Source organism: Gordonia jacobaea (assembly GCF_001186365.1).
GTDB classification, from domain to species: domain Bacteria; phylum Actinomycetota; class Actinomycetes; order Mycobacteriales; family Mycobacteriaceae; genus Gordonia; species Gordonia jacobaea.
This window is the reverse complement of record NZ_LDTZ01000013.1, coordinates 256,983-282,775: the sequence shown is the minus strand read 5'-3', so window position 1 is coordinate 282,775 and position 25,793 is coordinate 256,983. Positions and strand designations below refer to the sequence as shown.

Genomic DNA, 25,793 nt, shown 5'->3' with positions numbered 1-25,793 from the left:
CGCCGACCAAGGCCCCCTTGCCCGGCGCGCCTCCCGTCGGCCACGCCTACCTCACTCTACCGTCGAGATGTGACCTCCTCTGGAGCTCCGACGGAGCCTGCTGACTTCCGCACCGCGGTCGAGTCGCTGCACACCGCCCAGATCCGACGCGATATCGAGGTCGGGCCGATCCGTCCCCCGCAGCGACTCGCCCCGTACAGCTACGCCGTAGGCGCCGAGGTGCGCGTACCCGATATCGACGACGACGTGCCGGTCGACTCGTCGGGAAGCGCGTTCGGCCGCTTGGTCCTGCTCTACGACCCGGCAGGCCAGGACGCCTGGAACGGCACCATGCGCCTCGTCGCCTACATCCAGGCCGAGGTCGAGGCCGCTCTTGCCATGGATCCACTTCTGCCCGAGGTGGCGTGGAGTTGGCTGTCCGATGCGCTGGGCGCAGAAGTGGGTTCGACGTCGAGCGACGGCACCCAGATGTCGCGGACCGGCGAACCGATCGTCGTCACAGCGCTCGGCGGGACGGTCACGTCGACGACGTCGGTGCGCTACGGCGACATCGCGGGACCGCCCAGAGCACATCAGCTCGAACTGCGAGCCTCGTGGACCGCTCCCACTGCCGACGGACTCGGCGGCCATCTCGAGGCGTTCTGCGAGGTGCTCTCGTCGGCCGCGGGTCTGCCGCCGGTCGGCATCACCGAACTCGGCTCGGTGTGAGTACAGCGAGATGAGTACGTCCGACGATCGGCCCGCCGACTCCGGCATCGAGGTCGACGCAGAGCCGGCCGTCGAACCATTGCTCGCACCCGCCGACGGTGTTCCACCCGTGCTGTCCCGCGCGGCGGAGTTCGCCTATGCCGCCGAATGCCTTGCCGCCGGAACCGGCCCCATCGCCGTCGATACCGAACGCGCCTCGGGATATCGATACTCGCAGCGGGCGTACCTCGTTCAGTTGCGTCGCACTGGCTCCGGCTCCTTCCTGCTCGACCCGATCAGCGAGCCCGAGGCACTCGCCCCGGTGATCGAGGCCCTCGACGGCCCGGAATGGGTATTGCACGCCGCCGATCAAGATCTGCCCTGCCTGCGCGAACTCGGTTTCCGCTGCGAGACGGTCTTCGACACCGAACTGGCCGGGCGCCTTCTCGGCGAGCCCAAGGTCAATCTCGCAGCGATGGTCGCCACCTATCTCGGACTCGGCCTCCAAAAGGGCCACGGCGCCGCGGACTGGTCGCGCCGACCGCTCCCCGACGATTGGCTCAACTACGCCGCGCTCGATGTGGAAGTGCTCGTCGAATTACGCGACGCCGTGCAACAGGCGCTGGTGGAGCAGGGGAAGGACGAGTGGGCACGCCAGGAGTTCCGCTACGTTCTCGACCGGCCGGCCCCTGCCCCACGCGTCGACAAATGGCGCAGGACCGCCAACGTGCACACCGTGAAGAGCAGCCGATCGTTGGCTGCGGTCCGCGAGTTGTGGACTGCCCGTGAACAACTCGCTCAGCGTCGTGATGTCGCACCCGGCCGAATCCTGCCCGATTCGGCCATCGTCACCGCAGCCAACGCCATGCCTACCTCGGAGGCGGAGCTGACCCGACTGCCCGTGTTCGGCGGCCCCAGGCAACGCCGTCAGGCCGGGATCTGGCTCGGCGCGATCGATCGCGCGCGTAGCCTCCCCGAATCCCAACTGCCGTCGAAACGCGGTCCGACAGTAGGACTCCCACCTATCAGCAGGTGGGAACAGCGCAACCCCGACGCCGCCGCGCGCATCGCGCAGGTCCGTCCGATCGTCAAAGAGATCGCCGAGAGCAACAACCTGCCCGTCGAGAATCTCCTCGCACCCGACCTGGTACGCCAACTCGCCTGGGACGGAGTGGCTTTGCCCGCGACACCGGACGCCGTCGACGCGTACCTCGCGGCGGGCGGGGCCCGACCGTGGCAGCGCGACCTGACCGACGTTGCTCTTGCCGATGCGTTGAACGCAGACACGACGACGGCACAGTCGGGCGACTAGCGCTACTCCTATTGGTCCACGTCGCGACCTGGGTTCATTCGATTGACGAGATCCAAACCCTCACGCGCCCAATCTATTTCCATGTTCGCTTGCGCTATCATGCCGTCGTACATGTGCACTTTGTACGCGATTATTCGCTCTCGATCTGACTGAGGTGCACTTTCTAGTCGACGACTGATGGCCGGGTCGGTGCCCGCCTTGATTCCGTCGCGTATGACAGTAAGCAATTCGACCTGACGAGCATGGTGAGCAGCGTGAGCAAGCAGGATCTGCCGAGCCGACTCGGGACTTGCCCATTCAAAATAGGCTGCTTGAGTGCGATGCACATCGCGGGTCGGCGAGTAGCCGAGTGGCGTGTTCACCCAGACACGAAAGCTCTCCACACCCGCGTCGGTGATTCGGTACTGCGTTTTCGTGCTGTTTGGTCCCCACCGAACCTCTTCACCGACGAGAAGGCCCTCACGCTCCATCCGGCGCAGTTCGGGGTAGATCTGTGAATCCGGCGCACTCCAGACATGCCCGACTGAAGAGCTGAAACGCTTCGCGGCGTCGTATCCGGTCAGCGGACCAGCAGTAAGCACCGCCAGAAGTGCATATCGCAAGCTCACGACTCTCCTTACCCGCAGTGTCCGGCCACGGCTCTTGCGAATAACTATAGCCATAGTTATCGTGTGTCTCACATCACCTAATAACTATGATGATAGCTATTACACAGCCTGGAAGGACGATCCCTTGACCGATCTAGGACCGGGCGGCGCGACCGCCAAGAACATGGAGTTCCCGCTCAACGCGTGGTACGCAGCGGCGTGGGACCACGAGGTCAACTCGTCGTCGCTGCTACCTCGCACCATCGCAGGCACTCCGATGACCCTGTATCGCACCTCAGATGGACGACCAGTTGCACTTGCGGATGCCTGCTGGCATCGACTCGCGCCTCTCTCGATGGGCAAGCGCATAGGCAACGACGAGGTTCAGTGTCCCTATCACGGCCTGCGATTCAACTCAGCGGGGCGATGCACGCAGATGCCAGCTCAGGAAACAATCAATCCCTCAGCAATGGTCGCTTCCTACCCCATAGAGCAGCGCTATCGCTACCTCTGGGTGTGGCCGGGAGATCCGACGCTTGCGGACCCCGCAACAATTCCTGATATGCATCAGATGGATTCCCCCGAGTGGGCAGGTGATGGACTCACTATCGATGTCCAAGCGAACTATCAGCTTGTTCTCGACAATCTGATGGATCTCACACACGAGGAGTTCGTTCACTCCTCCTCGATTGGGCAGGACGAACTCAGTGAATCCGACTTCGAAGTCACCCATACGCACAACACCGTGACCGTGAGCCGGTGGATGCACGACATCGACGCACCACCGTTCTGGCTCAAGAACATGCGCGACAAGTTCCCCGGTTTCGAGGGCAAGGTCGACCGTTGGCAAATCATCGAATTTCAGGCGCCGGGTACGATCTGCATCGACGTCGGAGTTGCGAAGGCAGGCAGCGGCGCCCCCGAAGGCGACCGAAGTCATGGCGTCAACGGCTACGTAATGAACACAATCAGCCCCGTGGACAAGCGGACGGCACTGTACTTCTGGGCCTTTATGCGGAACTACTGCCTCGATAGCCAACTCATCACCACGCAACTACGCGATGGTGTACACAACGTCTTCGGAGAAGACGAGGAGATGCTGACCGCCCAGCAGCGGGCGATCGAAGCAAACCCCGACCATGAGTTCTATAACCTGAACATCGACGCTGGCGGAATGTGGGTCCGGCGCATCATCCAGCGAATGATCGAAGCAGAACGTTCGACCGTCGCAAACATCGATGCACTCGCAAGCGGATCGGTGAGATAGCGTGACCGACAACAAGATCACGTGGATGTACGGGCGAATTACCTCGACACGTCCGGCTGCCGACGGGATTGCACAGATCACCATCGAGACCGAACAGTCGCATCGTGCCGAGCCCGGTTCGCATATCGACGTCCGGATCCCCGACGGAACAACTCGGTCGTATTCCGTAGTGTCAGGCAGCGCAGACGGCCGAGCAGTGACGATCGGGGTACGACTGTCGCCCACAAGCAACGGTGGCTCGACCTTCATGCATGACTTGGCGCCGGGTGACGACGTCAATGTCACTGCGCCACTGCAGAATTTTCCATTGAGGGTCGGCGCACGGAGATATGTACTCCTGGCAGGCGGCATTGGTATCACGGCCATCGCGGCAATGGCTGCGGTACTACGTCGCGTGGGCGCCGACTATCGCCTCGTCTACGTTGGGCGTAGACGGTCAGCGATGGCATTTCTCCCCGAACTGGTTGCGCTGCACGGAGACCGCATTGATGTGGCCGTGGACGATGAAGGCTCCGGCCTCGATGTGACCTCACTTATCGCAGCGCTCGGCACCGGCACGGAACTCTATATGTGCGGCCCGATCCGCCTGATGGATGCGGTGAGACGCTGCTGGCTCGACCACGACCTGCCGGTTACCGACCTGCGTTACGAGACATTCGGCAACAGTGGATGGTTCGACGCTGAGGAGTTCGTCGTGTCAATCCCCAAGCTCGACCTGACGACGACCGTCAGCCCGGGCGACTCGCTACTCGCCGCTCTCGAGAAGGCCGGCGCAGACATGATGTTCGACTGCAGAAAAGGCGAATGCGGACTCTGCCAGGTCAAGGTTGTGGCAAGCGACGGCACAATCGACCACCGCGACGTCTTCCTGAGCGAGAAGCAGAAGTCGGCGGACGACACGATGTGCTGCTGCGTGTCCCGAGTCGTCTCCGGCGGCCGCCGTGCAAGCGTGACACTCGAAATTCCCTGACCCGCTCCACTATTGACGATCGCCGCACCCGAAATCGGGTGCGGCGATTTCTATGCGTGCGCCCTGTCCGTACTTGGCGCGCATTCGTGAGACCGATACAGCAGTACCGCCACCGCGAGTGCGGTGGCGGTACTGCCAGACGTCATGCGTCGGCCTCAACTACGAAGTGGACTCAGAACGGATAGCTCGCCAACGCCGACTGCGCAGTGACCCACTGGGTTTCAGTGAAGGCGTCGAGATTTGCGCCCACTCCGCCCACCCTGCCTCCATTGCCAGAGAAGCCTGTACCACCGAACGGGATCACTGCCTCGTCGCTGACGGTCTGATCATTGATGTGAACAAGCCCGGTCGGGATCCGGTCGGCCACCTCCAAGGCGCGGAGTCCGTCTGCCGCCAGAATCCCGAGCGATAGCCCGTACTCGCAATCGTTCGCGATCGCGATAGCCTGATCGATATCCGCGAACGACACGATCGGCGCGACCGGACCGAAAACCTCCTGCGCAAATGCAGGCGCAGATGTGGATACGTCGGTAAGAACCGTTGGCCTATAGAACAACTCATCGTAGGTTCCGCCAGCGAGCACACGTGCACCGGAATCGATGCTCGCGGACACCAGGGCATGCACCCGGTCACGTTGTCCGGCATCGATCAGCGGCCCCAGTGCCACCTGTTCGACGAACGGGTCGCCGACCGGTAAACGCGACGCGTGCTCAGCCAGCGCGGTCGCGTAGTCGGCAGCGACCGATTCGTGCACGATGTGTCGGCCCACTGTCATGCAGATCTGTCCCTGATGCATAAATGAACCGAAGGAACCAATGGACGCAGCCTTCTCGATGTCAACATCGTCAAGGATGATGAGCGCGTTGTTGCCACCGAGTTCGAGGTGAGCACGTTTGAGGTGACGGCCCGCCAGCTCTCCGATCGCTCGTCCAGCCGCGGTTGAGCCGGTGAACGCGATGACCCGGACATGCGGGTGCACAACCAGTGCCTCGCCGACGTCGGCGCCGCCGGGCAAAACACTCAGTAGCCCTTCCGGAAGCCCGGCTTCCTCGAAGATCCGTGCGAGTACGACACCCCCACAGAGCGACGTACGCGGATCCGGTTTGAGCACAACGGCATTACCGAGAGCGAGTGCTGGGGCCACGGCTCGGATCGACAAGATCAACGGAAAGTTGAAAGGTGCGATTACACCCACCACACCAACCGGCATCCGCCGCGAATAACTGATCCGCGGTTGCTCCGAGCGCAGTACCTCGCCGTACGGATGTGCGGCGAGCGCCGATGCTCCGTAGCACTCCTCTGCGGCGACGTGCGTTTCGAGTTCGGCCTTGGCTGTGATCGCGCCGCTCTCCCGAACGATCCACTCGTTGATCTCGTCGGCATGTTCCTCAAACAACAAGCCGGCCCGTCGGAGGACCGCGGCGCGGACCGTATACGGGGTGTTGGCCCACTCCCGTTGCGCAACTGCAGCCTTCGCCACAGCAGCGTCGACGTCCGCGGGACTGGCACCTCCGACAGTGCTCAGCTGCGCGCCAGTAGCAGGCTCGACGACCGGAAGATCCTTACCACTTCCCGGGTTCCACGTGCCGTTGAAAACTGCCGATTCCCATACCGGCTTCTCCAGTAGTTCAGTCATATTGTTCTCCTTCTTCTCGATGATGCTGGGTGGTCAATCGTCAAATGCTGGCGCAGGAGTCGCAAGAACGGCTCCAGTGGACTCAGTCGGCACATCATCGGCTTCAGATTCAGACAACCGGCCTTGCGCAATGAAAGCGATCGCAGATAAGGCCAGCACCACTCCGAAGAGTCCAAATACCATTGCACCGGAAAGGAAGCCAAGGAGATATCCCGCGATGATTGGCGATGCTATCCCCAGTACTCTGGATATGCCGAGAACGAAACCGAATCCCGTCGTGCGTATCTGAGTTGGAAATGCCGATGGAATGACGCCGTAGTACGCGCTGATTCCCGCATTCAAAAGCACCCCGATTGCTAGCGCTAGGACGATGGGGGCACTCCCTGTACTCAGCGCGTACGCCATCAGCAGCGTACATACGGCCGCGAGCGATAGCGCAACTGCCGCCAAGGGTCGAACTCTGACGACCGCGGTCAAAAGACCGAACGCCACGCAACCAACGATTCCACCGAGTGGCAGCAGAACACCAATTTGTATACCGAGGCGATCATCACCGGTGGCATCGGACACCAGGTTGGGCGTCCAGCTGACAATAAAGTAGAAGGTCGTCATCAGTGCGCCATAACCGAGCGACAGCAGGATGGTGCTGACTACGGTGCTGCGTGCGAATAGGTCTCGATACCGCCCATTACTATCCACGCCGCCGGACACCTGGAGGTGCTCGGCATCGACTTGGAGACCCATCTTGGCCGCGATTCTGCGCAGTCGCCGTTGCGCGCGATCGTCGGTTCTGGTCGACAGGAATGCCAGCGACTCGGGCATCGCAACGAGAGCGACGACGAAGATGACCAAGGTTGCGCCGGCGCCGACTGCAAACACCGACCGCCAACCATGGCTAAAGATCAGCATGTCTGCCGCGAGGCCACCGAGGACTCCGCCTGTACCGTTCGCGGCGGCAAAGAGTGCCATTGTGAGACCTACCCGGCGACGTGACGAATACTCTGCGATGACGACGCCGACTGAGGCCATCACACTTCCAATACCGACGCCCGTGATAAGGCGGGACAGCATCAGGTTGCCGAAATCGGGAGCAACAGCCGAGTACGCCATACCCACTGCGACGACTGCGAGTCCACTCAACCCGACCATCCGTCTACCAATGCGATCGCCGATGGGGGCAATGCAGAGCGAACCCAGCGCCATACCTGCAGTTGACGCGCTCAGCCCGTAACCGAGAACACTCCGTGTCACGCCCCATTCATCTGCTATCGCCGACGCCGAGAACGACATGACGATCACGTCGTAGCCCTCGACGACAACGACCGCCAAGCATGTGATGACAGTGAGTATTTGGAATCGGCTCATGGACGACTCTTTTATCTGTTCGGCCAGACTCATGGTCACTGCCCCTTCGTGGATGGCGACGCGATACCCGCCGTGGCCGGTTCTCGTAATCCGAAGACATCTACCGCAATGGTCTCGAAGAACGCTCTTTTATCTGCGGCGGATATCGGCAGATTGTCTTGAATTTCAACTTCTTCCGGAACGTATTGGTATGGGTAATCCATGGCATACATGACTCTGTCGTTGCCAACGACCTCGCGCGCGAACATGATTGCCGGCTGCCACGGCATTCCGCTGGTAGTAAGCCAGATATTCGTACGGAAGTACTCACTCGGCTTTCGCTGCAGCGGTTTGATCGCCTCATACCGACCTGCCGCGACCTGTGCTGCGTGCATGTAATCGATCCGGCTGAGCCAATACGGGAGCGCCTCGCCGAGGTGCCCCACCACCAGCTTGAGGTCGGGGAAACGATCAAACACGCCGGAGGTGATGATTCGCAGCAGGTGCATGCCGGTCTCGACGCCGAACCCGAAAATTGCGCCGTCGATTCCACTGTCCAACAACGGGCCGATCATCTCGTTCGTCGGAGTGTTCGGGTGTAGATACACGGGCACACCGAGCGCTTCCGCCGCTTCTAGAACCGGCGCGTAGCGGGGGGCGTCGAGATAGGTTCCCGCGATGTGCGAGTTCGCGATCACACCTCGCAGTCCGAGGGTGTTGACTGCCCGATCCAACTCACGCACTGCGGCGTTGACGTCCTGAAATGGAACCGCTGCCAACGCCGAAAACCGGTCCGGATGCCGAGCGCAGGCCTCTGCGAGCCGATCATTGACAAGCGCAGCGATCTCACGCGCACTCGGGACATCCAGCACGTTCGTGGCAGGAGATGTCAGTGATAGCACCTGATGATCGATACCGGCCGCGTCCATATCGGCGAGCCTCTCGTCTCCGAGATCTGCCAATCGACGCCGGACAGCAACGGGTTTCGCTGCGTCACTGCGCAGGTAGAACCCCATCAAAGACTCGAACCCGCGATCATTGACCGCACCTGTGTCAAGGAGGCGGCGGTACAGATCGAGCATCTCGGTCGGCGCGTAGGCTTCCTCGACCGCGATCCTGCGGTAGCCGCGCTCCACGGCCTTCTGGTCATTCATGGTGGCTTCCTTACGATGTCGATGAAGAGGCGCGGAGGTGATTCCAGCGGGCGATCCCCGGTAGATCGCGCGCCGGATCAGCGAATCGCACGATGGCGTGCTCCTCGGTGCAGGAAAGCAACGAGTATTCGCCGTGTGTACGACCGAGCCCAGAGTGCTTGACGCCGCCGAACGGCGTCGAGGACACCGATGCGCCAAGTCTGTGGACGTTGATGAAGGTGCTCCCGGATTCGATCTGCCGGGCGACGCGCATCGCATGTTCGACATCGGTCGACCAGACCGAGGACGCGAGTCCGAATTCTGTGCCATTTGCCGCAGCAATAGCATCGTCGTCGGAATCGAACGCGATGATCGGAATAACCGGACAGAACTGTTCAGTGAGGATGAGTTCGTCGTCGGGTGCGATGCCGGTGATGATGGTCGGCAGAACGTAGTGGCCTTCATCGACACGAGCCGAATCTGCGTAGGTCCCAGCCACTCTCACGTCTGCTCCAGCGGCGCGCGCTTGCTCAATCAGTCGTACGGCTCGGTTTCGGCCCTCCTCAGTCGCAAGGGGGCCGATGTCGACGGAGGCATCCGTTCCCTCGCCAACGACAATGTGACCGGCCAGATCGACGAACAACTCGACAAAGGCATCGAAGTGCTTCCGGTGAACGTAGATTCGCTTCACGTTAAAGCAGATCTGGCCAGCACACCCCATCGAGCCGACAACGAGTTCGCGCACCATATCCTCGTTGATCACCGCAGAGTCGAGGACGACAGCAGCGTCGTTTCCGCCAAGTTCCATGGCGACCTTTTTTATGGTTTCCGAAGCCGACTTCAGAACCTCACGCCCAGTGCTGATACCGCCGGTGAAGAAGACGCCCCGGATGTCGGGATGTGAGGTGAGAGCCGCACCTGCCACTGCCCCCTCCCCAGGCACCACCGTCAGCACACCCTCGGGGAGCACTGCCGCGAGAGCAGCCACGAGCGCCGTCAGAGCCAGAGGAGCTACCTCCGGCGGCTTCACTACAACGGTATTGCCTGCGATGAGGTTGGGAGCAACGGCGTTGAATGCCAGGTGAATTGGGGTATTCCATGGAGAGATGACCACAACAGGCCCGAGCGCCACCCGACGAACGAGCACGTCCGTTGCGGCATACGAAGCCGGATCACTGGAAAGATCGGTCTCGCGGTCAGCTGCTGAGGCAAGGTCGGCAAATTCGCGCAGCAGTCGTGCGGCACCACCCGCGTCACCTCGCGACTCGCCTAGCGTCTTTCCTACCTCTGCGGTGAGGAGTGAAGCCAAGTCGTCAACAAGGCCGTCAGCGACCTCCGCTGCCGCGCGCATGCACTTAGCCCGCTTGCCCGCTCCGAGATCTCGCCAGGCGGGGAACGCTTGCTTCGCGGCTGCGACCGCAAGTTCGACCTCTGCGCGGCCACTCCGCGCGAATCGCCCTACGACTTCCCTTGGACGAGCGGGATTGGTGACCTCGCCGAAGTGCAGATCTCCACCACACACAGACGGCATTGCGGTAGACCATTCGGCGACAACATCATTCGCTGCTAAACGTTTCATTACGTCCCACCGAGTCATTCTGATTCGGTCCACGCTTTGCCTGTGACCGGATGTGCGTAGTGAAAGTCGACGACATCTGTGTTCGGAAACAGCGCGAAAGGACGGATCTCATCGGGGCCGACTGGATCAACCGGATAGGTTTCGATCGGGATGACTGCGTTCATGGGCTCGGTCTGCGCCCAACCCTTGGCGTACTCGGCGTGCCAAAATGGCTGGTAATCGAGGCGTTTGATCTTCCACACCCCGTTCTCGCGAACGTAGGTGTTCTCGTACAGCGCCCCTTCCCACCACTGATCGTGGGTCGTCCGACCGGCGAATTGCTCACGTGCCGACGCGTGAACGCCTGCCTGCATAATGCACCGGAAGCGGCCGTTGGCTTCCGTCGCGTCGGAATTGACGCTGATGACATCCTGGAGCTGGGGATGGTCGAGCAGGAAACCAAACACTGGACCGTTGTGTCCCTGAGTAAACCGGGCACGAAAGCGGTCAAGATAGAGGCGGTTGATGCCGGCACGGCCACGGTAGACACCACCGCAGAAGATCGCTTCCGCATCGTCACTGAATAGGTCAGCGACTTCTTGATAGAGACACTTGTCGAGGTAGTAGCCGTAGCTATGCTGCAGCCGACGAACAGCGAGCTCGGCTTCGAGGCGATCAACGCGCCGCGTGAGCGTGGACAGCGCGTCGTCTGTTGTGGGAGTTGGAGCTGTCATCGTGTCGGTCATTGACATCGCTTTCGTACTCGTGGACGGCACCGAGGACGGGGCCTCGGCTTTCCGTGATGGACTTCACAGACTTAAGCTGGATGTGGCGCACATCGCCAAGAATCGCGGTGGCAGATTCTCCTATGTGGAAAGCTGATGACATGGCTCGATTTCCACATGGCGACAGCTTCACGCTGGCCGACCCACCTGACGGACCACGTCGGGCATCTGGCATGACCTCGGCCGAACTGGCACTGCGCACCGTCAAGCTCGTCGGCCAACGCGGATCGATTACGGTGGCCGAACTGTCACGGGAGCTCGGCGTCGCACCATCGACCGCGCACCGCGTGCTGAACAACTGCCGCAGAACAGAATTTGTTCGACAGGACGTCTCGGGCGGGCCATACGTGATCGGACCCGCTATCCACGAATTAGCGCTGACAGCGACCAGCGCGCGTGACCTGCGACAGTCCGCCGAGCCAGTGCTCGAGCAACTCCGCAATTCCGTCGACGAGATGGTCTCGTTCTATGTCCTAGAAGGAAAGTCCGTGCGTGTAGTCCAGGCTCTGCCGGGAGGCCGGACGACGACTGCGGCGTCAGGACTCGGCGCACTACTGCCCGCCCATTGCACGGCGGGCGGAAAGGCCATTCTGGCGCACGAGTCCGAACGAGAGTTACGCCACCGGTTTCCGGGCAAGCGACTTACACGACACACGGACCGATCGATCACCGACTGGGATGCGCTGTTGAACGAGCTCGACGTCGTCCGACGTCGAGGGTGGGCCGTGAGCGTCGGCGAGTACGACCCGAGCCTGACAAGCCTTGCCTCCGCCGTCCTCATCGGTAGCGGCGCCCCGGCTGGGGCGGTCGTGCTCACCGGGTTCGCGACGTGGTTACGCACGCGGTCTGAGATTGATGCGCACGTCGCACAGGTGATGCAGGCGGCAAACGACATCTCCGTCCGACTGCGCGACAACCGCTCCTGACGACCACGTTCCATATAGCGGAATGCTCGGCTTGTTCTTTGGACTGGTCCAGCTCCGAGTGATGTCGTGATTCACATCACCCCAGAAGTGCACTCCGTGATGCGTCACGTCGGGTGCCGACAAAGGAGTACGTGGTCGTGGACCGTTTTCCCATCACTGAGGACCCGTTCGAAGCGCCCATGCGTCTCGAAGCAGACATCACCGATCTCGAGTGCGTACAGGGAGAAGTCCCCGAGCATCTTGACGGTTCGTACTACCGCGTGGTCGTCGATAGGCACTATCCGTCGTTCATCCCCAACGATCTCGCACTATTCAACTCTGACGGTATGGTCATGTCTTTCACATTCCGAAGCGGCAGAGTCGATTTCAAGAGTCGCTATGTGCGCACACCTCGCTTCGTTGCCGAGGAGAAGGCGGGTAGGTCGCTATTCGGCGCATACCGCAATGCCTTCACCGACGACCCGACCGTCGCCGGCGTCCGTCGTGGACTGGCGAACACAAACGTCTTCTTCCACGGTGGCAGGTTGTATGCATCGAAGGAAGACAGCCCGCCCATCCTGATCGATCCGGTGACACTCGAAACCTTGGGTGAGTATCAGTTCGAGGGAGCGATGACCTCAGAGACGTCGACCGCACATCCCAAGGTCGATCCCAGGACGGGCGAGATGGTGTTCTTCGGTTACGCCGCGACCGGCGAGGCCACGCCCGATATCGCCTACTACGAGGCGGATGCGAATGGCAGCATCATTCATGAAACGTGGATTCGAGCCCCGTACTCGTGCATGATTCACGACTTTGCCGTGACCCAGAATTTCGTCGTCTTTCCAATCGTGCCGCTACGAAGCAGCACCGAATGGCTGCGCGAGGGCAACCCACAGTTCTTCTGGGACCCGAACGAGGACGTGTACCTCGGTGTCCTGCCACGCAAAGGCACTGCGCGACAACTGCGATGGTTTCGAGGATCGAATCGGTTCGCCAGCCACATCATGGGCGCCTACGATGACGGCCGCCGGATCTACCTGGACACACCGGTTGCGGAGACCAATTACTTCCCCTGGTTCCCCGACATCACCGGCGCAACCTACGACCCGGAGCGCAGCAAGACCCGCTTGAGCCGGTGGACGATCGATATGTCCGATGGGTCGGATGGATTCACCGAAGAAAGGCTGATGAGGGCTGCGGGCGAGTTTCCGCGCATGGACGACCGATACGAGACACTCCGCTACCACTGGGGCGTCATGGCAGTCAATGACCTTCCAGGACAACAGAAATCAAGTCATGGATTCCGTTGGGTCGGCACTATCGATCACGCGAGCGCCACGACGAAATTCTATGATCCCGGAGAGAATTCGACGGTCGGTGAGCCAATCTTCGTGCCCGCCAACGAGACTGCACGCGAGGGCGAAGGGTACGTGTTCGTCGTGGTGGCACGGCGCGACCGCATGTACAGCGAGCTGGTGATCCTTGATGCCGCCCACGTCGACCGCCCGCCTGTAGCAACCCTACGGATGCCCATGCGTATCAAGTCAGGACTACACGGCAATTGGGTGTCGTCGGACGAACTCGCCGGTCGAACCGCATGAGCCTGAGTGAGGTCGAGATGAAGGAGTCTCATATGTACCGCGATGACGTGGAAGATTTTTGTGGCTTTCGTCCAGGCTTGGCGACACTGTCCGAGCGACGCGCAGCAATGAGCGGCAGCGAGGTCGCCTTGGTCTACCTCGGTGATCAGATCACATATCGCGAGGTTCATAGTCGAGTTCTCATCCGCGCAGCCGCTCTCGCAGCGGCCGGTGTCGGCAAGGGAGATCGAGTCGCGTACCTCGGCGAGAACCACCCTGCTCTCATCGAGACTATGCTCGCCGTCGTGCGGATCGGCGGCGTGTTCCTCCCGCTGAACAACCGCTTGACACACAACGAACTTCACTATCAATTGACGGACTCGGCCGCATCCGCGCTCATCCTCGGTCCCGAAAGATGCGCCGACTCAGAGTCTTTTGCAGATGCCTCGTTCATCGTTGACGTTGCCGTGTGGTCGCCCGATCCGGTGGCCGCCCCCGCAATCGCAGTGCCCGCAGCGCAAGTCGGTGGGACCGACCCCGCATTTCTGCTGTACACGTCGGGCACAACAGGGCGACCAAAAGGCGCAATTCTCAGTCACGAGAATCTGCTATGGAACAGCTTCAATCTGATGCTTGATGTCGACGTTCGCTCCGACGAGGTAGCGCTTGTCAGTGCTCCGATGTTCCACGTCGCGGCACTCAATCAACTCGTCGTGACCGTGTACCTCAAAGGCGGGAGGAGCGTGATCGCGCCGAAGTGGGATGCTGATCTCGCGTTGGACCTCATCGAATCACACGGTGTGACATGGATGTTCGGTGTCGCGACGATGTTCGCGGACCTGACCAACTCGGCACGCTGGGCCCACACCGACCTCGCGTCAATACGGAGCGTGATGTCCGGTGGCGCGCCCATACCGCGACACCTCATCGACCTCTACATGGAGAAGGGCATTACATTCTGCCAGGGATATGGACTCACCGAGACGGCGCCAGGGGCGACGTTCCTGCCGCAGCATGAGTCCGTACGAAAGGCTGGATCGGCCGGCGCCCAGGTGATGTTCGATGAAGTCATGATCGTTGACGCCGACGGCACCGAATGTCCCCCTGGCACAACAGGAGAGATCATCATCCGAGGGCCTAACGTCAGCACTGGCTACTGGCGCAATCCCGCCGCAACTGCCACAGCGTTCAGCGACGGCGGATGGTTTCATTCAGGAGACATCGGGTATCGCGACACCGAGGGATTCTTCTTCATCGTCGACCGCCTCAAAGACATGTACATCTCGGGTGGAGAGAACGTCTATCCCGCCGAGGTCGAGGCCGTGTTGTTCGAGCACCCCGATGTCGCCGAGGCGGCAGTGATCGGTATGCCCGATGACCGATGGGGAGAAGTCGGCCACGCATTCGTCGTCTCCCACGAGGATGCGCTGATCAACGTCTCCGAGGTACAAGAGTTTGCCAGTACCCGACTCGCTCGCTACAAGGTTCCCAAGCGCATCACGGTGGTTCCAAGGCTCCCGCGGACGGGCTCGGGAAAGGTCCGCAAGACAGCGTTGCGAAGCGACGCCACACACGAAGCATCGGTCCGTTGACTCCGAAATCGGTCGAAGCGACCTGGCTTTTGAGCGATGAGCATCGCGCCCTGCGAGAGACCGCCGCAGCCGTGGCCGACACGCAGATCGCACCCCACGCAGCAATGGTCGATGAGTGCGCCGAGTTCCCGGAACAGTCACTCAAAGCACTCATCGCAGCGAACCTGCATGCAGTCGGCGTGCCAGAAGAGTACGGCGGTCAGGGCGGAGACCACCTCGCCTCCGCGATTGTTGCCGAGGAGATCGCTCGAGCCTGCGCAACCACTCAGCAGGTTGCCGGTGGGAGCGAATTGTTCGCCACTCCAGTGCTGTTGGCGGGTTCGCCAGAACTGAAATCGAAGTATCTGCCTCGTATCGCGTCCGGAGAGTTTCTCGGCGCGTTCGCCCTTAGTGAGCCGGAGGCCGGCAGTGACGTAGCGAGCATGAGAGTCCATGCAAGGGCGGTACCCGGCGGCTGGACACTCAACGGGACAAAACGTTGGATCACGAACGCAGGTCACGCGGACGTCTACATCGTGTTCGCATCGACGGACCCATCGGCAGGAGCACGCGGGATCAGCGCGTTCGTCGTCGAATCGACCGACGCCGGAATCGTGTTCGGTGCGCTCGAACGCAAGATGGGGCTGCGAGGTTCGCCGACACGGGAGATCACGTTCGACAACGTATTTGTTCCGAGCGATCGCCTGATCGGCGAGGCCGGGCGCGGTTTACGGATCGCGTTGGGCACTCTCGACCGCACCAGGACGGTCGTCGCGGCGCAGGCGGTAGGTATTGCGCAGGCCGCCCTGGACGTGGCGACCGACTACGCCAAGCAGCGTGTGCAGTTCGGGTCGCCGATATCGCAGTTCCAAGGAATCCAGTTCATGGCTGCCGACATGGCGACCAATATCCGCGCAGCGCGTCTGCTCACTTGGGCCGCTTCGATCGCGTGTGATCAAAATCACTCCGAAGTCGGTCTCGCTGGTGCAATGGCGAAGTGCTTCGCTTCTGACACCGCAATGTCAGCGACCACGGACGCCGTACAGATCCTGGGAGGTGCAGGCTACGTCAAGGACTACCCCGTCGAACGTATGATGCGTGACGCAAAGATCACCCAGATCTATGAAGGCACCAACCAGATTCAGCGGTTGGTCATTGCACGGCAGCTATTCAGCGAACGGCGCTGAGCCGCATCAGCTCGGCACTTTTGCACCCCACGGTTGGCGAGCTCAACGGGAAGGACACCACGGCGCTTGGCCTGGCAGGCAAGGCCGGACCGGTGATGGCCACCGCGACGCACGACCTCGGCCAACCGGACTCGGTCTGATCACGGTGTTGCAGCAGCGAGTCCAAGGAGTCTTCGGAAGAGGCGGGTTCCCCCAAGCCCCTCGACCACCTTAGCCGTGCGCCTGCCGCTGAGTCGGATTCGATGAGCTGACCGCGAGATCAGCTCGCACCGTCAGCCTCGGTCGACCTCGGTTGTGTCGACACCTGCGGCATCACGCGCCACATCGACCGCGTCGTCGGCGTGCTCGAGTTCTGGCACCGTTTCCATCCCCGACACCGTGGCCGTGATCGATCGCGCGAGGTCCTGAGCCGTCAGGCCGAGCTCGGCCAGGATCTCGCCGCGCGACGCGTGTTCGATGAAGCGCTGCGGGATTCCTCGAAGTTGCACGGGCACAGGCACTTCCGCCTCGGAGAGAGCGGCGCTGACTGCAGCTCCCACTCCCCCGCTCACACCACTGTCCTCGAGTGTCACCACCAGTCGATGCCTGCGCGCGAGGTCGACGATCGACTCCGCGACGGGTAGCACCCACCGCGGGTCGACGACCGTCGCGTCGATGCCCTGCTTGGCCAGCCGGTCTGCGGTGTCGACAGCGAGACCGCAGAACGCGCCGACGGCGACGATGAGCACGTCGCCCGCGGCTTCCCCGACGCCGGGTGACGACCGACGCAGGATGTCGACGCCGTCGTCGAGACGCTCCACGGCGCGAATGTCCTCGGGCACAGCGCCTTTCGAGAAGCGCAGTGCGGTCGGGCCGTCGTCGACGGCAAGCGCCTCGTCGAACTCTTCGCGAAGACGGACGGCGTCGCGCGGTGCGGCGACCCGAAGACCGGGGACCATCGCCATCAGCGACAGATCCCACATGCCGTGGTGGCTGGGGCCGTCGGGTCCGGTGATCCCCGCACGGTCGAGGACGAGGGTGACCGGCTGCCGCAGCAACGCGACGTCCATGAGGAGCTGGTCGAATGCGCGGTTGAGGAACGTCGAGTAGATCGCGACGACGGGATGCATCCCGCCCAGTGCAAGGCCCGCCGCCGAGGTGAGCGCGTGCTGTTCGGCGATGCCGACGTCGAACATGCGGTCGGGGTACTTCTCGCCGAAGGGTGCGAGCCCTGTCGGGCCCGGCATCGCAGCGGTGATCGCGACAACGTCGGGGCGCGTCGCACCGGCTTCGAGTAGCGCCGCGGAGAACACCGACGTCCAGTCCTGCGCCGACACCGACTTGGCGCGGCCGGTCTTGGGATCGATCACACCGGTCGAGTGCATTTGATCGGCCACGTGGTTCTCGGCGTGAATATAGCCATTGCCCTTGCGGGTGACGGCATGCACGATGACCGGACCGCCGAACGATCGTGCCCGCGCGAACGCCGCTTCGAGCGCTTCGACATCGTGGCCGTCTACGGGTCCGACGTACTTCAGTCCGAGATCGGTGAACATCTGCTGGGGCGCGAGGAGATCTTTGATCCCGCTCTTCATGCCGTGCAGAACCGCGTATGCCGGTCCGCCGACAACGGGCAACATCTGCATCACACGACGACTCTCGTCGAGGAAGCGTTCGTAGCCGGGCTGGAGCCGCAGACCCGACAGGTGTGCCGCGACGCCCCCGATGGTCGGTGCGTACGAGCGCCCGTTGTCGTTGACGACGATGACGACCGAGCGGTCGGAATCGGCGATGTTGTTGATCGCCTCCCAACACATTCCGCCGGTGAGCGCGCCGTCGCCGACGATCGCGACGACCGTGCGGTCCTGACCGGTCAGAGCGAACGACTTCGCCAGACCGTCGGCGTAACTCAGTGCTGCCGATGCGTGCGAGGACTCGACCCAGTCGTGCTCACTCTCGGTGCGATCCTGGTACCCGGTGAGTCCGTCGCGTTGACGCAACTCGTCGAAACCCGCGGCGCGTCCGGTGACGATCTTGTGCACGTACGACTGATGACCCGTGTCGAAGATCACCGGGTCGACGGGCGAATCGAAGACACGGTGGAGTGCGAGAGTCAGCTCGACAACCCCCAGATTAGGGCCCAGGTGGCCGCCGGTCGCCGACACCTTCTCGATGAGGAACTCACGGATCTCCCCTGCGAGCACCACGACCTCGTCCGGCGACAACGCCTTGAGATCGGCCGGGGAAGAGATCCGCTCGAGCACACTCATCGAGTCCTCCTACTACGCACACCGACCGCGCGGGCTTGTCGCGGTCGTGTCGAACAGTCTACGGACCTCGCGGCAGTGCACTGACTCACCACAACCACGAATTGGTCACCACAACCACGAATTGGTCACCACAACAGCGAACTGGTCACACACCGACGGCTGCGTTCGGCACGAGCAGCGCGATCGCTTCGACGTGGTGCGTCAGCGGGAAAGCGTCGAATGCCCGCATCCGGGTGACGGCGTACCCGCGTTCGGTGAACAAAGCGAGGTCACGCGCGAATCGTGCGGCGTCGCACCCGACGTGCACCACCACCTGGGGCGAGGCGGCGACGATCCTGTCGATCACTCGGGTGCCTGCGCCGGTTCGCGGCGGGTCGAGGACGACGACCTCCGGGGCAGGCAACGACTTGATCACGTCGGCGACTTCGCCGCGGTGGGTGGCGACCGACGAGTCCTCCTCGGCGAACACCGCGTCCGCAGCGGCCAGTGCGGCGGCGTCTGAGTCGACGATATGGACTTCACCGGTGTCCAGCGTGTCGACCAGAGCGCCCGCGAAGACGCCTGCACCGCCGTAGAGGTCCCAACAGGTCGCGGGCCGCGAGACGTCGGTCGAAGCGACGAACTCGGCGACGGTCTGCGCGTAGCGGGTCGGCGCCATTCGATGCGCCTGCCAGAAGCCCGTCACCGGAATCGACCACTCCCGCTCCCCCACGCGGTGGCGTGCGGCGGCGTCGCCTTCGAGTACCGTTGTTGCCCTGCGTGATTCGACGCTACGTCGACGACGCTGCGCGGCACTTCTGCCTCGATCGCGACGGGAGTGCCGTTGGGGCGGCGCCGCCGGAGCGAGTTCGGTGATGTGCCTGCGGTCGGCGGCGTCGGCGACGATCGCCAACTCTGCACCTGGCGTGAAGCGGCGGTCGTCGAGTCCGTCGAGCAGACCTGCGACCGGCTGCACACAGTCGACCCCCACGACGAGGTCGCCGCTGTGGAATCGGTGCTGTCCGCTTCGGCCCGCGGCGTCCACCGCCAGACGCGTCCGCACGCGCCAGCCCGTGGCGTCGTCGGACAGCGAACGGATGCCGATCGCGGGTGGCGCATCGGGATTCGCGTCGTCGGCGCACCAGTCGTGGACACGATCGGCGGCGAAATGGCCGACCCGCACGAGGACGTCCTCGAGTGCCTGCGCCTTCAATGTCCGCGCATGGCCGGGTTCGATGAAGGCGAGGTCGCAGCAGCCCGCGCCGTGGGTGGCCGCCGGGCAGATCATGTCGACGCGATGCGGCGAAGGGTCGAGGATGTCGATCGCCTCCGCGCGCCAGAACGACTCCGCTCGGGTGTCGACGACCCGCGCCGCGACCGTCTCCCCTGGAATGGCGCCACGCACGAACACCACTCGTCCGTCGTCGAGACGGCCCACGGCGTCTCCCCCGTTGGCCGGTCGATCAACCCGCACGGTCACGACGGGCGCGGTCAAGGGTGGTTGCGGCGTCGAACTCACTGGCCACCCAACGCTCGCCGAGTGTCGCCGGGAGCGTTGTACTCGAGGTCGTCGCGGCGTCGGTCCGACGACGTGAGCTGCCACGGCACCGACGTGACCATCACGCCGGGCTCGAACAACAGACGCGTCTTGAGTCGCAGCGCCGACTGGTTGTGCAGAATCTGCTCCCACCAGTGCCCGACAACGTATTCGGGGATGAAGACGGTGATCACGTCTCGCGGGTGCTCGCGCCGCACCCGACGCACATACTCGATCACCGGTCTGGTGATCTCACGGTACGGCGACGCAATCACCTTGAGTGGCACCTTGATGTCGCTTTCCTCCCACTGCGACACCAGTATTCGCGTGTCGCGGTCGTCGACGTTGACCGTGATGGCCTCGAGGACGTCCGGCCGCGTGGCGCGGGCGTAGAGCAACGCACGCTTGGTCGCGAGGTGCAGCGTGGAAATCAACACGATCGAGTGCGTGCGGCTCGGAAGAACCTGGTCTTCTTCTGCTTCGACCCGCTCGAGCTCTCGCTGCACCGACGCGTAATGGTGGTGGATCAGCTTCATCAGTACGTACAGGATGACCATGGCGAGTATGGCGATCCATGCCCCGGCAGTGAATTTGGTGATGAGCACGACGACCAGGACGGTAGCCGTCATCACCAGGCCAACGGAGTTGATGATCCGCGACTGCTTCATCCGACGCCGCGCGCGCGGATCGGTCTCGTGTCGCAACAGGCGCGTCCAGTGCCGAACCATGCCCGCCTGGCTCAGCGTGAACGAGACGAACACACCGACGATGTAGAGCTGGATGAGCGCGGTGACCTCGCCGCCGAATGCCACGACGAAGGCGATCGCCGCGACGGCGAGGAAGATGATGCCGTTACTGAACGCGAGGCGGTCGCCACGCGTGTGCAACTGTCGGGGCAGGAAGCGATCCTGCGCCAGAACGGAACCGAGCACGGGGAATCCGTTGAACGCGGTGTTGGCCGCGAGCATCAGGATGAGCGCCGTGGCGACGGCCACGAAGTAGAACCCCACGGGGAAATTGTCGAAGACGGCCTGCGCCAACTGTGCGATGAGCGCTTCCTGCTGATAGCCGGGTGGCGCGCCGATCAGGTCGCGAGCCGGGTCGGACACGTACTTGGCACCGACCCGCTCGGCGAGCCAGACGATCCCGAGCAGCAGCACGATCGCGATTGTTCCCAGCATGAGCAGCGTCGTGGCGGCGTTGCGCGACTTCGGTTTCTGGAAGGCGGGCACGCCGTTGCTGATGGCCTCGACACCGGTTAGGGCCGCCGAACCCGACGAGAATGCGCGCGCGATGAGGAAGATGAACGCCACACCGGCGAGATGCGTGTTCTCCGCCCGGATATCGAAGTCGGCGGTCTCGGCGCGGACGTCGCGACCGAGGATGAAGATCTCGATCGCACCCCACACGAGCATGGCGATGACGCCGAAGATGAACGCGTAGGTCGGAACGGCCAGCACCGAACCGGATTCCTTGATGCCGCGCAGGTTGACGGCGGCGAGCACCACGATCGCGGCCACACAGAACCACACCCGGTGCTCGTGCACGAACGGGATGGCGGAACCGATGTTCTCTGCGGCCGACGAGATGGAGACCGCGACGGTCAGCACGTAGTCGACGAGCAGGGCGCTGCCGACGACCAGACCCGCCGACGACCCCAGATTGACGGTTGCCACCTCGTAGTCGCCACCACCGGACGGATAGGCGTGGACGTTCTGTCGGTAGCTGGCGACAACCACCGCCATCACGACCGCGACGGCGATCGCGATCCACGGGGCAAGGGTCATGGCGCTGAGGCCGGCAACCGAGAGCACCAGGAAGATCTCCTGCGGCGCGTAGGCGACCGACGACATCGCGTCTGAGGCGAACACGGGCAGTGCGATCCGCTTGGGCAGCAGCGTGTGGCCCAATTTGTCGCTACGGAACGGCCTGCCGAGGAGCAGTCGTTTCGTCGCAACAGACGCCTTTGACACGGTGGACACCACGCAACACTAAGACCTTGCGCTCGTGTAGGGCCACTACGGCCCCGGGGTGGTCGATCAGGTGGCCATGATCGCTGCGTGCGCGACCAGTTCGCGTGGCCCGATGTCGCCGGGCTGATGGTGCGGGTAGGTTCAAGTCGCGCGGACAATCGGCGGCAGTCGCCTGCGTCGACGCTCCACCGCGCCCGACGAGTAGTGAACCCACGAGAGGATCGATGTGCGGGTAGTCATCATGGGGTGCGGACGAGTGGGATCGTCCCTGGCGATGGCCATGCAGAAGCGCGGACATCAGGTGTCCATCATCGACCGCGATCCGGCGGCGTTCACACGACTGTCCGACGACTTCACCGGAGAGCGGATCGTCGGGGTCGGATTCGATCGCGAGGTACTCACCCGTGCCGGAATAGAGCAGGCCGACTCGTTCGCTGCGGTGTCGTCGGGCGACAACTCCAACATCATCGCCGCGCGCGTCGCCCGCGAGACCTTCGACGTCCCGCGCGTCGTCGCCAGAATCTACGACGCCAAGCGCGCACAGGTATACGAGCGACTGGGCATCCCGACCGTCGCGACGGTGCCGTGGACGACTGAGCGTTTCGTCTCGGCACTCGGCGAGACGTCGACCACGACGGAGTGGCGCGATCCGTCGGGAACCATCGCGATCGCCCAGCTCGACATCCACGAGTCGTGGATCGGCATCACGTCGGTGAAGTTTCAAGAGCTGTCCGGCGCTCGCTTGTCGTTTCTGAACCGACACGGCAAACCGATCCTTCCCGAAGCCAAAACCGTTCTGCAACAAGACGACATCGTGTTCGCGTCGGTCCGCCTCGACGATCTTGCCGGAGTACGTGCGCTGGTCGCAGCACCCCTGGCTCACGCCGATTAGAGGAGAGAGATGAAAGTCGCCATCGCCGGTGCAGGCGCAGTGGGTCGCTCGATCGCCCGTGAACTCATCGCGGCTGGACACGAGGTGACCCTGTTCGAACGCCTCGCAAGCCACATCGACGTCGACGCGGTCCAGGGAGCGACCTGGCTACTCGCGGACGCCTGCGAGCTCGCCAACCTCGAACGAGCCGGGTTGCAGTCCTACGACGTGATGATCGCGGCGACCGGAGACGACAAGGCCAATCTCGTGGTCAGCTTGCTTGCGAAGACCGAGTTCGCGGTGAGCAGGGTGGTCGCCCGCGTGAACGATCCGCGCAACGAGTGGCTGTTCGGGGAGGACTGGGGCGTCGACGTCGCGGTCTCGACACCTCGACTCCTCGCCTCGCTGGTCGAAGAAGCGGTCTCCGTCGGAGATCTGGTGCGCCTCATGACATTTCGTCAGGGCCAGGCCAACCTCGTCGAACTCACACTGCCGCCGGACACCCCATTGGCGGGAAAGCCGGTACGCAAGATCGACCTGCCGCGCGATGCCGCGCTGGTGGCGATCATCCGTGGCGGCCGCGTCATCGTGCCCGAGCGCGACGATCCGCTCGAAGGCGGAGACGAACTCGTCTTCGTCGCGGCAGTCGACGTCGAACCGGCTCTCCACGCGGCGATGCACGTCAACTGATCTGGGTCGGCTGATTTCGGTCGGCTGATGTAAGTGAGGCGCGCGAGGCGCGTCGGACAAGCAAGACGGTCACCACGACGGCGAGCGCGGTGAGAGGCCAGCCCATTCCGATCCGGGCCACTGCCAGCCAACCTGTGTCGCCGCTGTCATAGAGCGACGACTGTGCGAGGTAGCGTCCCGCGAACACCAGCGCCCAGAACGCCGTGGCGATGTCGTAGGCGATCAACGTTCTGCGGTTGCGGCGCCACTGCGTTCCGGCGCCGTTGACGTAGTTCCAGGCAACGCCGATCAGCGGCCACCGAACCAGGATCGAAGCGAGCAGGACACCCGCGTACACCAGCGACGTCCAGATGCCGAGTAGAAAGTAGCCTTTCGCGTCACCGACGCGATGAGCGATGAACGCACAGATCGCTACGCCGAGAAAGCCGGAGACCGCCGGTGCGAGTCCATCGCGCCGGAGCAGGCGGACGACGGCAACCAGTGCTGCCGTACACAATGCCGCGACGATGGCCGCCGTCACGCCGAATGCGGCGTTGACAACCACGAACACGATGACCGGGATCGTCGACGAAATCAGACCGGATACTCCGCCGAGCTGGTCGAGAACGGTCGCGGTTGACCGTTCGGCTGCGTCGACTTCCGACGCGGCGTCGGGACTGTCAGTCTTCTCCGTCGCCATGCAATTCGTAATCGGGGTTGTAGATCACCTTGGTGCCGTTGTGTTCGCCGAGACGCCCGCTCACGGTGATCTTCCGACCCGGCTCGATACCGGGGATGCGGTTGCGTCCCATCCACTTCAGAAAGACGACGTCGCTTCCGTCGAAGAACTCGGCCTTGACCCCACTCTTCGCGGTGCGGGAACAGGTCTCGACAGCGCGCAACTCACCATGCATCGTGACCTCGTCGCCGCGCGAACACTCCACCGCGCGCTGTGCGCCGGTGGCTGCCGACTCCGCCGCGATCTTCTCCGCGTCGGCTTCTCCGAGATCTTCGGTGAGCCGCCTGGTCAGTCGCTTGAGATAACCGGCTGTGGGCATCACAACCTCCAAGTAGACGTCGTGCTTGTGACACGATCGGTGTTTCGGGCTCGATCGGTGTTTCGGACTCGGCGTATCGGGCTGAACCAACCGAGCCGCTCTCGGTCAGCCTAGACCTCTGCGCTCACCACTTACAACGCACGGCATCATCGGTTCATGCCCTTGGCTGACACCGTGCCCCCACCAGCACCGACCGCGCTGATCGCCATGCCCGGAACCGGGTCGGACGACGACTACATTCGACGGGCGTTCGGACCGGCTTCCCGACTTCTCGACGTCGAACTCATCGCTGTGAAACCGACTGCTGACCTCATCCCCGGATTCATCCGCGCACTCGACTCCGCGGCGCGCGAGCACGAGTCCGTCCTGGTCGGCGGCGTGTCCATCGGTGCGGTGACTGCGCTGCGCTGGGCGCTGGACAGGCAGTCCGCACATGCAGGGACCGCAACCTGTGCCGGGGTCTTGGCTGCCCTGCCGCCCTGGAGCGGCCAACCGTCCGGATCGCTCGCCGCGGCAAGCGCCCGCCTCACCGCCGACGCCATCGAGCGTGACGGTCTCGACGCAACGATCGCGACGATGGTGTCGACGAGTCCCGAGTGGCTCGGCGTCGAGCTGAGCCGGTCGTGGCGCGCGCAGTCCCGCGACCTCGTCGCGCAACTGCGCGCAGCGTCGCAGTGCGTGGCGCCGACGCCGGACGAGATCTCCACACTCACTGTGCCGCTTGCGATCACCGCTGCGGTCGACGATCCGCTCCATCCCCGCGACATCGCCGAGAAGTGGTCGGCGGCCGCGCCGTGCGCGGAGGTCGTCGACGTCGGACTGACTCAGTGGGGCACCGATCCCTCGGTGCTCGGGACAGCGTGCGCACGGGCATGGCTGCGCCTGCTGGTCACTCCAGCACCAGCCCCCGGTGCTCGACGCCCTTAGTGGCG

Annotated in this window: 22 protein-coding genes; 11 read left to right on the top strand and 11 right to left on the bottom strand. The window is 63.1% G+C overall.

Annotated features, from left to right (window positions below):
- Positions 1 to 69: 69 nt before the first annotated feature.
- A complete protein-coding gene (locus ABW18_RS01375) occupies positions 70 to 708 on the top strand; it encodes a DUF3000 domain-containing protein (protein WP_049697211.1) in 639 nt (212 codons plus the stop codon).
- A 10-nt stretch (positions 709 to 718) separates the two neighbouring features.
- Positions 719 to 1,999 (top strand): HRDC domain-containing protein, encoded by a 1,281-nt coding sequence (locus tag ABW18_RS01370; RefSeq protein WP_049697210.1) that lies wholly within the window; start codon positions 719 to 721, stop codon positions 1,997 to 1,999.
- An 8-nt stretch (positions 2,000 to 2,007) separates the two neighbouring features.
- On the opposite strand, the gene ABW18_RS01365 is transcribed toward ABW18_RS01370, so the two are convergent.
- The gene (locus ABW18_RS01365) at positions 2,008 to 2,607 is read right to left on the bottom strand and encodes a PadR family transcriptional regulator (RefSeq protein ID WP_049697209.1); all 600 of its coding nucleotides are present in this window, start codon (positions 2,605 to 2,607) and stop codon (positions 2,008 to 2,010) included.
- Positions 2,608 to 2,731: 124 nt separating this feature from the next.
- On the opposite strand from ABW18_RS01365, the gene ABW18_RS01360 reads away from it, so the two are divergent.
- Together ABW18_RS01360 and ABW18_RS01355 are read left to right on the top strand one after the other, a co-directional pair.
- Positions 2,732 to 3,853: an aromatic ring-hydroxylating dioxygenase subunit alpha gene (locus tag ABW18_RS01360; RefSeq protein ID WP_049697208.1), complete on the top strand. Its 1,122-nt coding sequence runs from the start codon at positions 2,732 to 2,734 to the stop codon at positions 3,851 to 3,853.
- 1 nt (position 3,854) lies between these two features.
- Positions 3,855 to 4,823 (top strand): PDR/VanB family oxidoreductase, encoded by a 969-nt coding sequence (locus tag ABW18_RS01355; RefSeq protein ID WP_235434259.1) that lies wholly within the window; start codon positions 3,855 to 3,857, stop codon positions 4,821 to 4,823.
- A 172-nt stretch (positions 4,824 to 4,995) separates the two neighbouring features.
- On the opposite strand, the gene ABW18_RS01350 is transcribed toward ABW18_RS01355, so the two are convergent.
- The 5 genes from ABW18_RS01350 to ABW18_RS01330 all read right to left on the bottom strand — a co-directional run bounded on the left by ABW18_RS01350 (position 4,996) and on the right by ABW18_RS01330 (position 11,240).
- On the bottom strand, positions 4,996 to 6,459 hold the full coding sequence (locus ABW18_RS01350; RefSeq protein WP_049697207.1) for a benzaldehyde dehydrogenase: 1,464 nt from the start codon (positions 6,457 to 6,459) through the stop codon (positions 4,996 to 4,998).
- Positions 6,460 to 6,492: 33 nt separating this feature from the next.
- On the bottom strand, positions 6,493 to 7,857 hold the full coding sequence (locus tag ABW18_RS01345) for an MFS transporter (RefSeq protein ID WP_049697206.1): 1,365 nt from the start codon (positions 7,855 to 7,857) through the stop codon (positions 6,493 to 6,495).
- A gap of 2 nt (positions 7,858 to 7,859) precedes the next feature.
- Entirely contained in the window at positions 7,860 to 8,957 is a 1,098-nt protein-coding gene (locus ABW18_RS01340) for an amidohydrolase family protein (protein WP_049697205.1), read from the bottom strand.
- A 10-nt stretch (positions 8,958 to 8,967) separates the two neighbouring features.
- Positions 8,968 to 10,467: an aldehyde dehydrogenase family protein gene (locus ABW18_RS01335; protein WP_049697204.1), complete on the bottom strand. Its 1,500-nt coding sequence runs from the start codon at positions 10,465 to 10,467 to the stop codon at positions 8,968 to 8,970.
- Between the two features lie 62 nt (positions 10,468 to 10,529).
- On the bottom strand, positions 10,530 to 11,240 hold the full coding sequence (locus ABW18_RS01330; protein WP_200903190.1) for a nuclear transport factor 2 family protein: 711 nt from the start codon (positions 11,238 to 11,240) through the stop codon (positions 10,530 to 10,532).
- Positions 11,241 to 11,380: 140 nt separating this feature from the next.
- On the opposite strand from ABW18_RS01330, the gene ABW18_RS01325 reads away from it, so the two are divergent.
- The 4 genes from ABW18_RS01325 (at position 11,381) to ABW18_RS01310 (ending at position 16,525) form a co-directional block, all read left to right on the top strand.
- Positions 11,381 to 12,205 (top strand): IclR family transcriptional regulator, encoded by an 825-nt coding sequence (locus ABW18_RS01325; RefSeq protein WP_160318035.1) that lies wholly within the window; start codon positions 11,381 to 11,383, stop codon positions 12,203 to 12,205.
- 137 nt (positions 12,206 to 12,342) lie between these two features.
- The gene (locus tag ABW18_RS01320; protein ID WP_200903189.1) at positions 12,343 to 13,788 is read left to right on the top strand and encodes a carotenoid oxygenase family protein; all 1,446 of its coding nucleotides are present in this window, start codon (positions 12,343 to 12,345) and stop codon (positions 13,786 to 13,788) included.
- A gap of 77 nt (positions 13,789 to 13,865) precedes the next feature.
- The gene (locus ABW18_RS01315) at positions 13,866 to 15,359 is read left to right on the top strand and encodes an acyl-CoA synthetase (RefSeq protein ID WP_200903188.1); all 1,494 of its coding nucleotides are present in this window, start codon (positions 13,866 to 13,868) and stop codon (positions 15,357 to 15,359) included.
- Positions 15,356 to 16,525: an acyl-CoA dehydrogenase family protein gene (locus tag ABW18_RS01310; RefSeq protein ID WP_083444267.1), complete on the top strand. Its 1,170-nt coding sequence runs from the start codon at positions 15,356 to 15,358 to the stop codon at positions 16,523 to 16,525. Before ABW18_RS01315 ends, ABW18_RS01310 begins: the two co-directional genes overlap by 4 nt.
- 272 nt (positions 16,526 to 16,797) lie before the next feature.
- Here the strand turns inward: ABW18_RS01310 and dxs are convergent, their stop codons facing one another.
- From dxs to ABW18_RS01295, 3 genes are all read right to left on the bottom strand, one after another.
- On the bottom strand, positions 16,798 to 18,774 hold the full coding sequence (gene dxs / locus ABW18_RS01305; protein WP_049697200.1) for a 1-deoxy-D-xylulose-5-phosphate synthase: 1,977 nt from the start codon (positions 18,772 to 18,774) through the stop codon (positions 16,798 to 16,800).
- A 145-nt stretch (positions 18,775 to 18,919) separates the two neighbouring features.
- Positions 18,920 to 20,248 (bottom strand): class I SAM-dependent RNA methyltransferase, encoded by a 1,329-nt coding sequence (locus ABW18_RS01300; protein WP_083444266.1) that lies wholly within the window; start codon positions 20,246 to 20,248, stop codon positions 18,920 to 18,922.
- Between the two features lie 20 nt (positions 20,249 to 20,268).
- Positions 20,269 to 22,272 carry an APC family permease gene (locus ABW18_RS01295; RefSeq protein WP_197494641.1) on the bottom strand — a complete coding sequence of 668 codons (2,004 nt, stop codon included), beginning with the start codon at positions 22,270 to 22,272 and terminating at the stop codon, positions 20,269 to 20,271.
- 217 nt (positions 22,273 to 22,489) lie between these two features.
- Here ABW18_RS01295 and ABW18_RS01290 point away from each other — a divergent pair, with 217 nt between their 5' ends.
- Together ABW18_RS01290 and ABW18_RS01285 are read left to right on the top strand one after the other, a co-directional pair.
- Positions 22,490 to 23,155, top strand: a complete 666-nt coding sequence (locus tag ABW18_RS01290; RefSeq protein WP_049697197.1) for a potassium channel family protein — start codon at positions 22,490 to 22,492, stop codon at positions 23,153 to 23,155.
- A gap of 9 nt (positions 23,156 to 23,164) precedes the next feature.
- The gene (locus ABW18_RS01285; protein WP_049697196.1) at positions 23,165 to 23,824 is read left to right on the top strand and encodes a potassium channel family protein; all 660 of its coding nucleotides are present in this window, start codon (positions 23,165 to 23,167) and stop codon (positions 23,822 to 23,824) included.
- Here the strand turns inward: ABW18_RS01285 and ABW18_RS01280 are convergent.
- Together ABW18_RS01280 and ABW18_RS01275 are read right to left on the bottom strand one after the other, a co-directional pair.
- Positions 23,817 to 24,503: a DUF3159 domain-containing protein gene (locus ABW18_RS01280; RefSeq protein WP_049697195.1), complete on the bottom strand. Its 687-nt coding sequence runs from the start codon at positions 24,501 to 24,503 to the stop codon at positions 23,817 to 23,819. The genes ABW18_RS01285 and ABW18_RS01280 overlap by 8 nt on opposite strands.
- Complete coding sequence (locus tag ABW18_RS01275; RefSeq protein ID WP_005201887.1) at positions 24,484 to 24,861, bottom strand: OB-fold nucleic acid binding domain-containing protein; 378 nt, start codon at positions 24,859 to 24,861, stop codon at positions 24,484 to 24,486. The genes ABW18_RS01280 and ABW18_RS01275 overlap by 20 nt, the downstream gene beginning before the upstream one ends.
- A 156-nt stretch (positions 24,862 to 25,017) precedes the next feature.
- Here ABW18_RS01275 and ABW18_RS01270 point away from each other — a divergent pair, with 156 nt between their 5' ends.
- Entirely contained in the window at positions 25,018 to 25,788 is a 771-nt protein-coding gene (locus tag ABW18_RS01270) for an alpha/beta hydrolase (protein ID WP_049697194.1), read from the top strand.
- Positions 25,789 to 25,793 lie beyond the last annotated feature (5 nt).

What these genes read in the sequence shown, in the direction of transcription:
- ABW18_RS01370 (WP_049697210.1), top strand. Translation starts at nt 719, where the DNA reads ATGAGTACGTCCGACGATCGGCCCGCCGACTCCGGCATCGAGGTCGAC.
- ABW18_RS01350 (WP_049697207.1), bottom strand. Translation starts at nt 6,459, where the DNA reads ATGACTGAACTACTGGAGAAGCCGGTATGGGAATCGGCAGTTTTCAAC.
- ABW18_RS01345 (WP_049697206.1), bottom strand. Translation starts at nt 7,857, where the DNA reads ATGAGTCTGGCCGAACAGATAAAAGAGTCGTCCATGAGCCGATTCCAA.
- ABW18_RS01340 (WP_049697205.1), bottom strand. Translation starts at nt 8,957, where the DNA reads ATGAATGACCAGAAGGCCGTGGAGCGCGGCTACCGCAGGATCGCGGTC.
- ABW18_RS01335 (WP_049697204.1), bottom strand. Translation starts at nt 10,467, where the DNA reads ATGCCGTCTGTGTGTGGTGGAGATCTGCACTTCGGCGAGGTCACCAAT.
- ABW18_RS01330 (WP_200903190.1), bottom strand. Translation starts at nt 11,240, where the DNA reads ATGACCGACACGATGACAGCTCCAACTCCCACAACAGACGACGCGCTG.
- ABW18_RS01325 (WP_160318035.1), top strand. Translation starts at nt 11,381, where the DNA reads ATGGCTCGATTTCCACATGGCGACAGCTTCACGCTGGCCGACCCACCT.
- dxs (WP_049697200.1), bottom strand. Translation starts at nt 18,774, where the DNA reads ATGAGTGTGCTCGAGCGGATCTCTTCCCCGGCCGATCTCAAGGCGTTG.
- ABW18_RS01285 (WP_049697196.1), top strand. Translation starts at nt 23,165, where the DNA reads ATGAAAGTCGCCATCGCCGGTGCAGGCGCAGTGGGTCGCTCGATCGCC.
- ABW18_RS01280 (WP_049697195.1), bottom strand. Translation starts at nt 24,503, where the DNA reads ATGGCGACGGAGAAGACTGACAGTCCCGACGCCGCGTCGGAAGTCGAC.
- ABW18_RS01275 (WP_005201887.1), bottom strand. Translation starts at nt 24,861, where the DNA reads ATGCCCACAGCCGGTTATCTCAAGCGACTGACCAGGCGGCTCACCGAA.
- ABW18_RS01270 (WP_049697194.1), top strand. Translation starts at nt 25,018, where the DNA reads ATGCCCTTGGCTGACACCGTGCCCCCACCAGCACCGACCGCGCTGATC.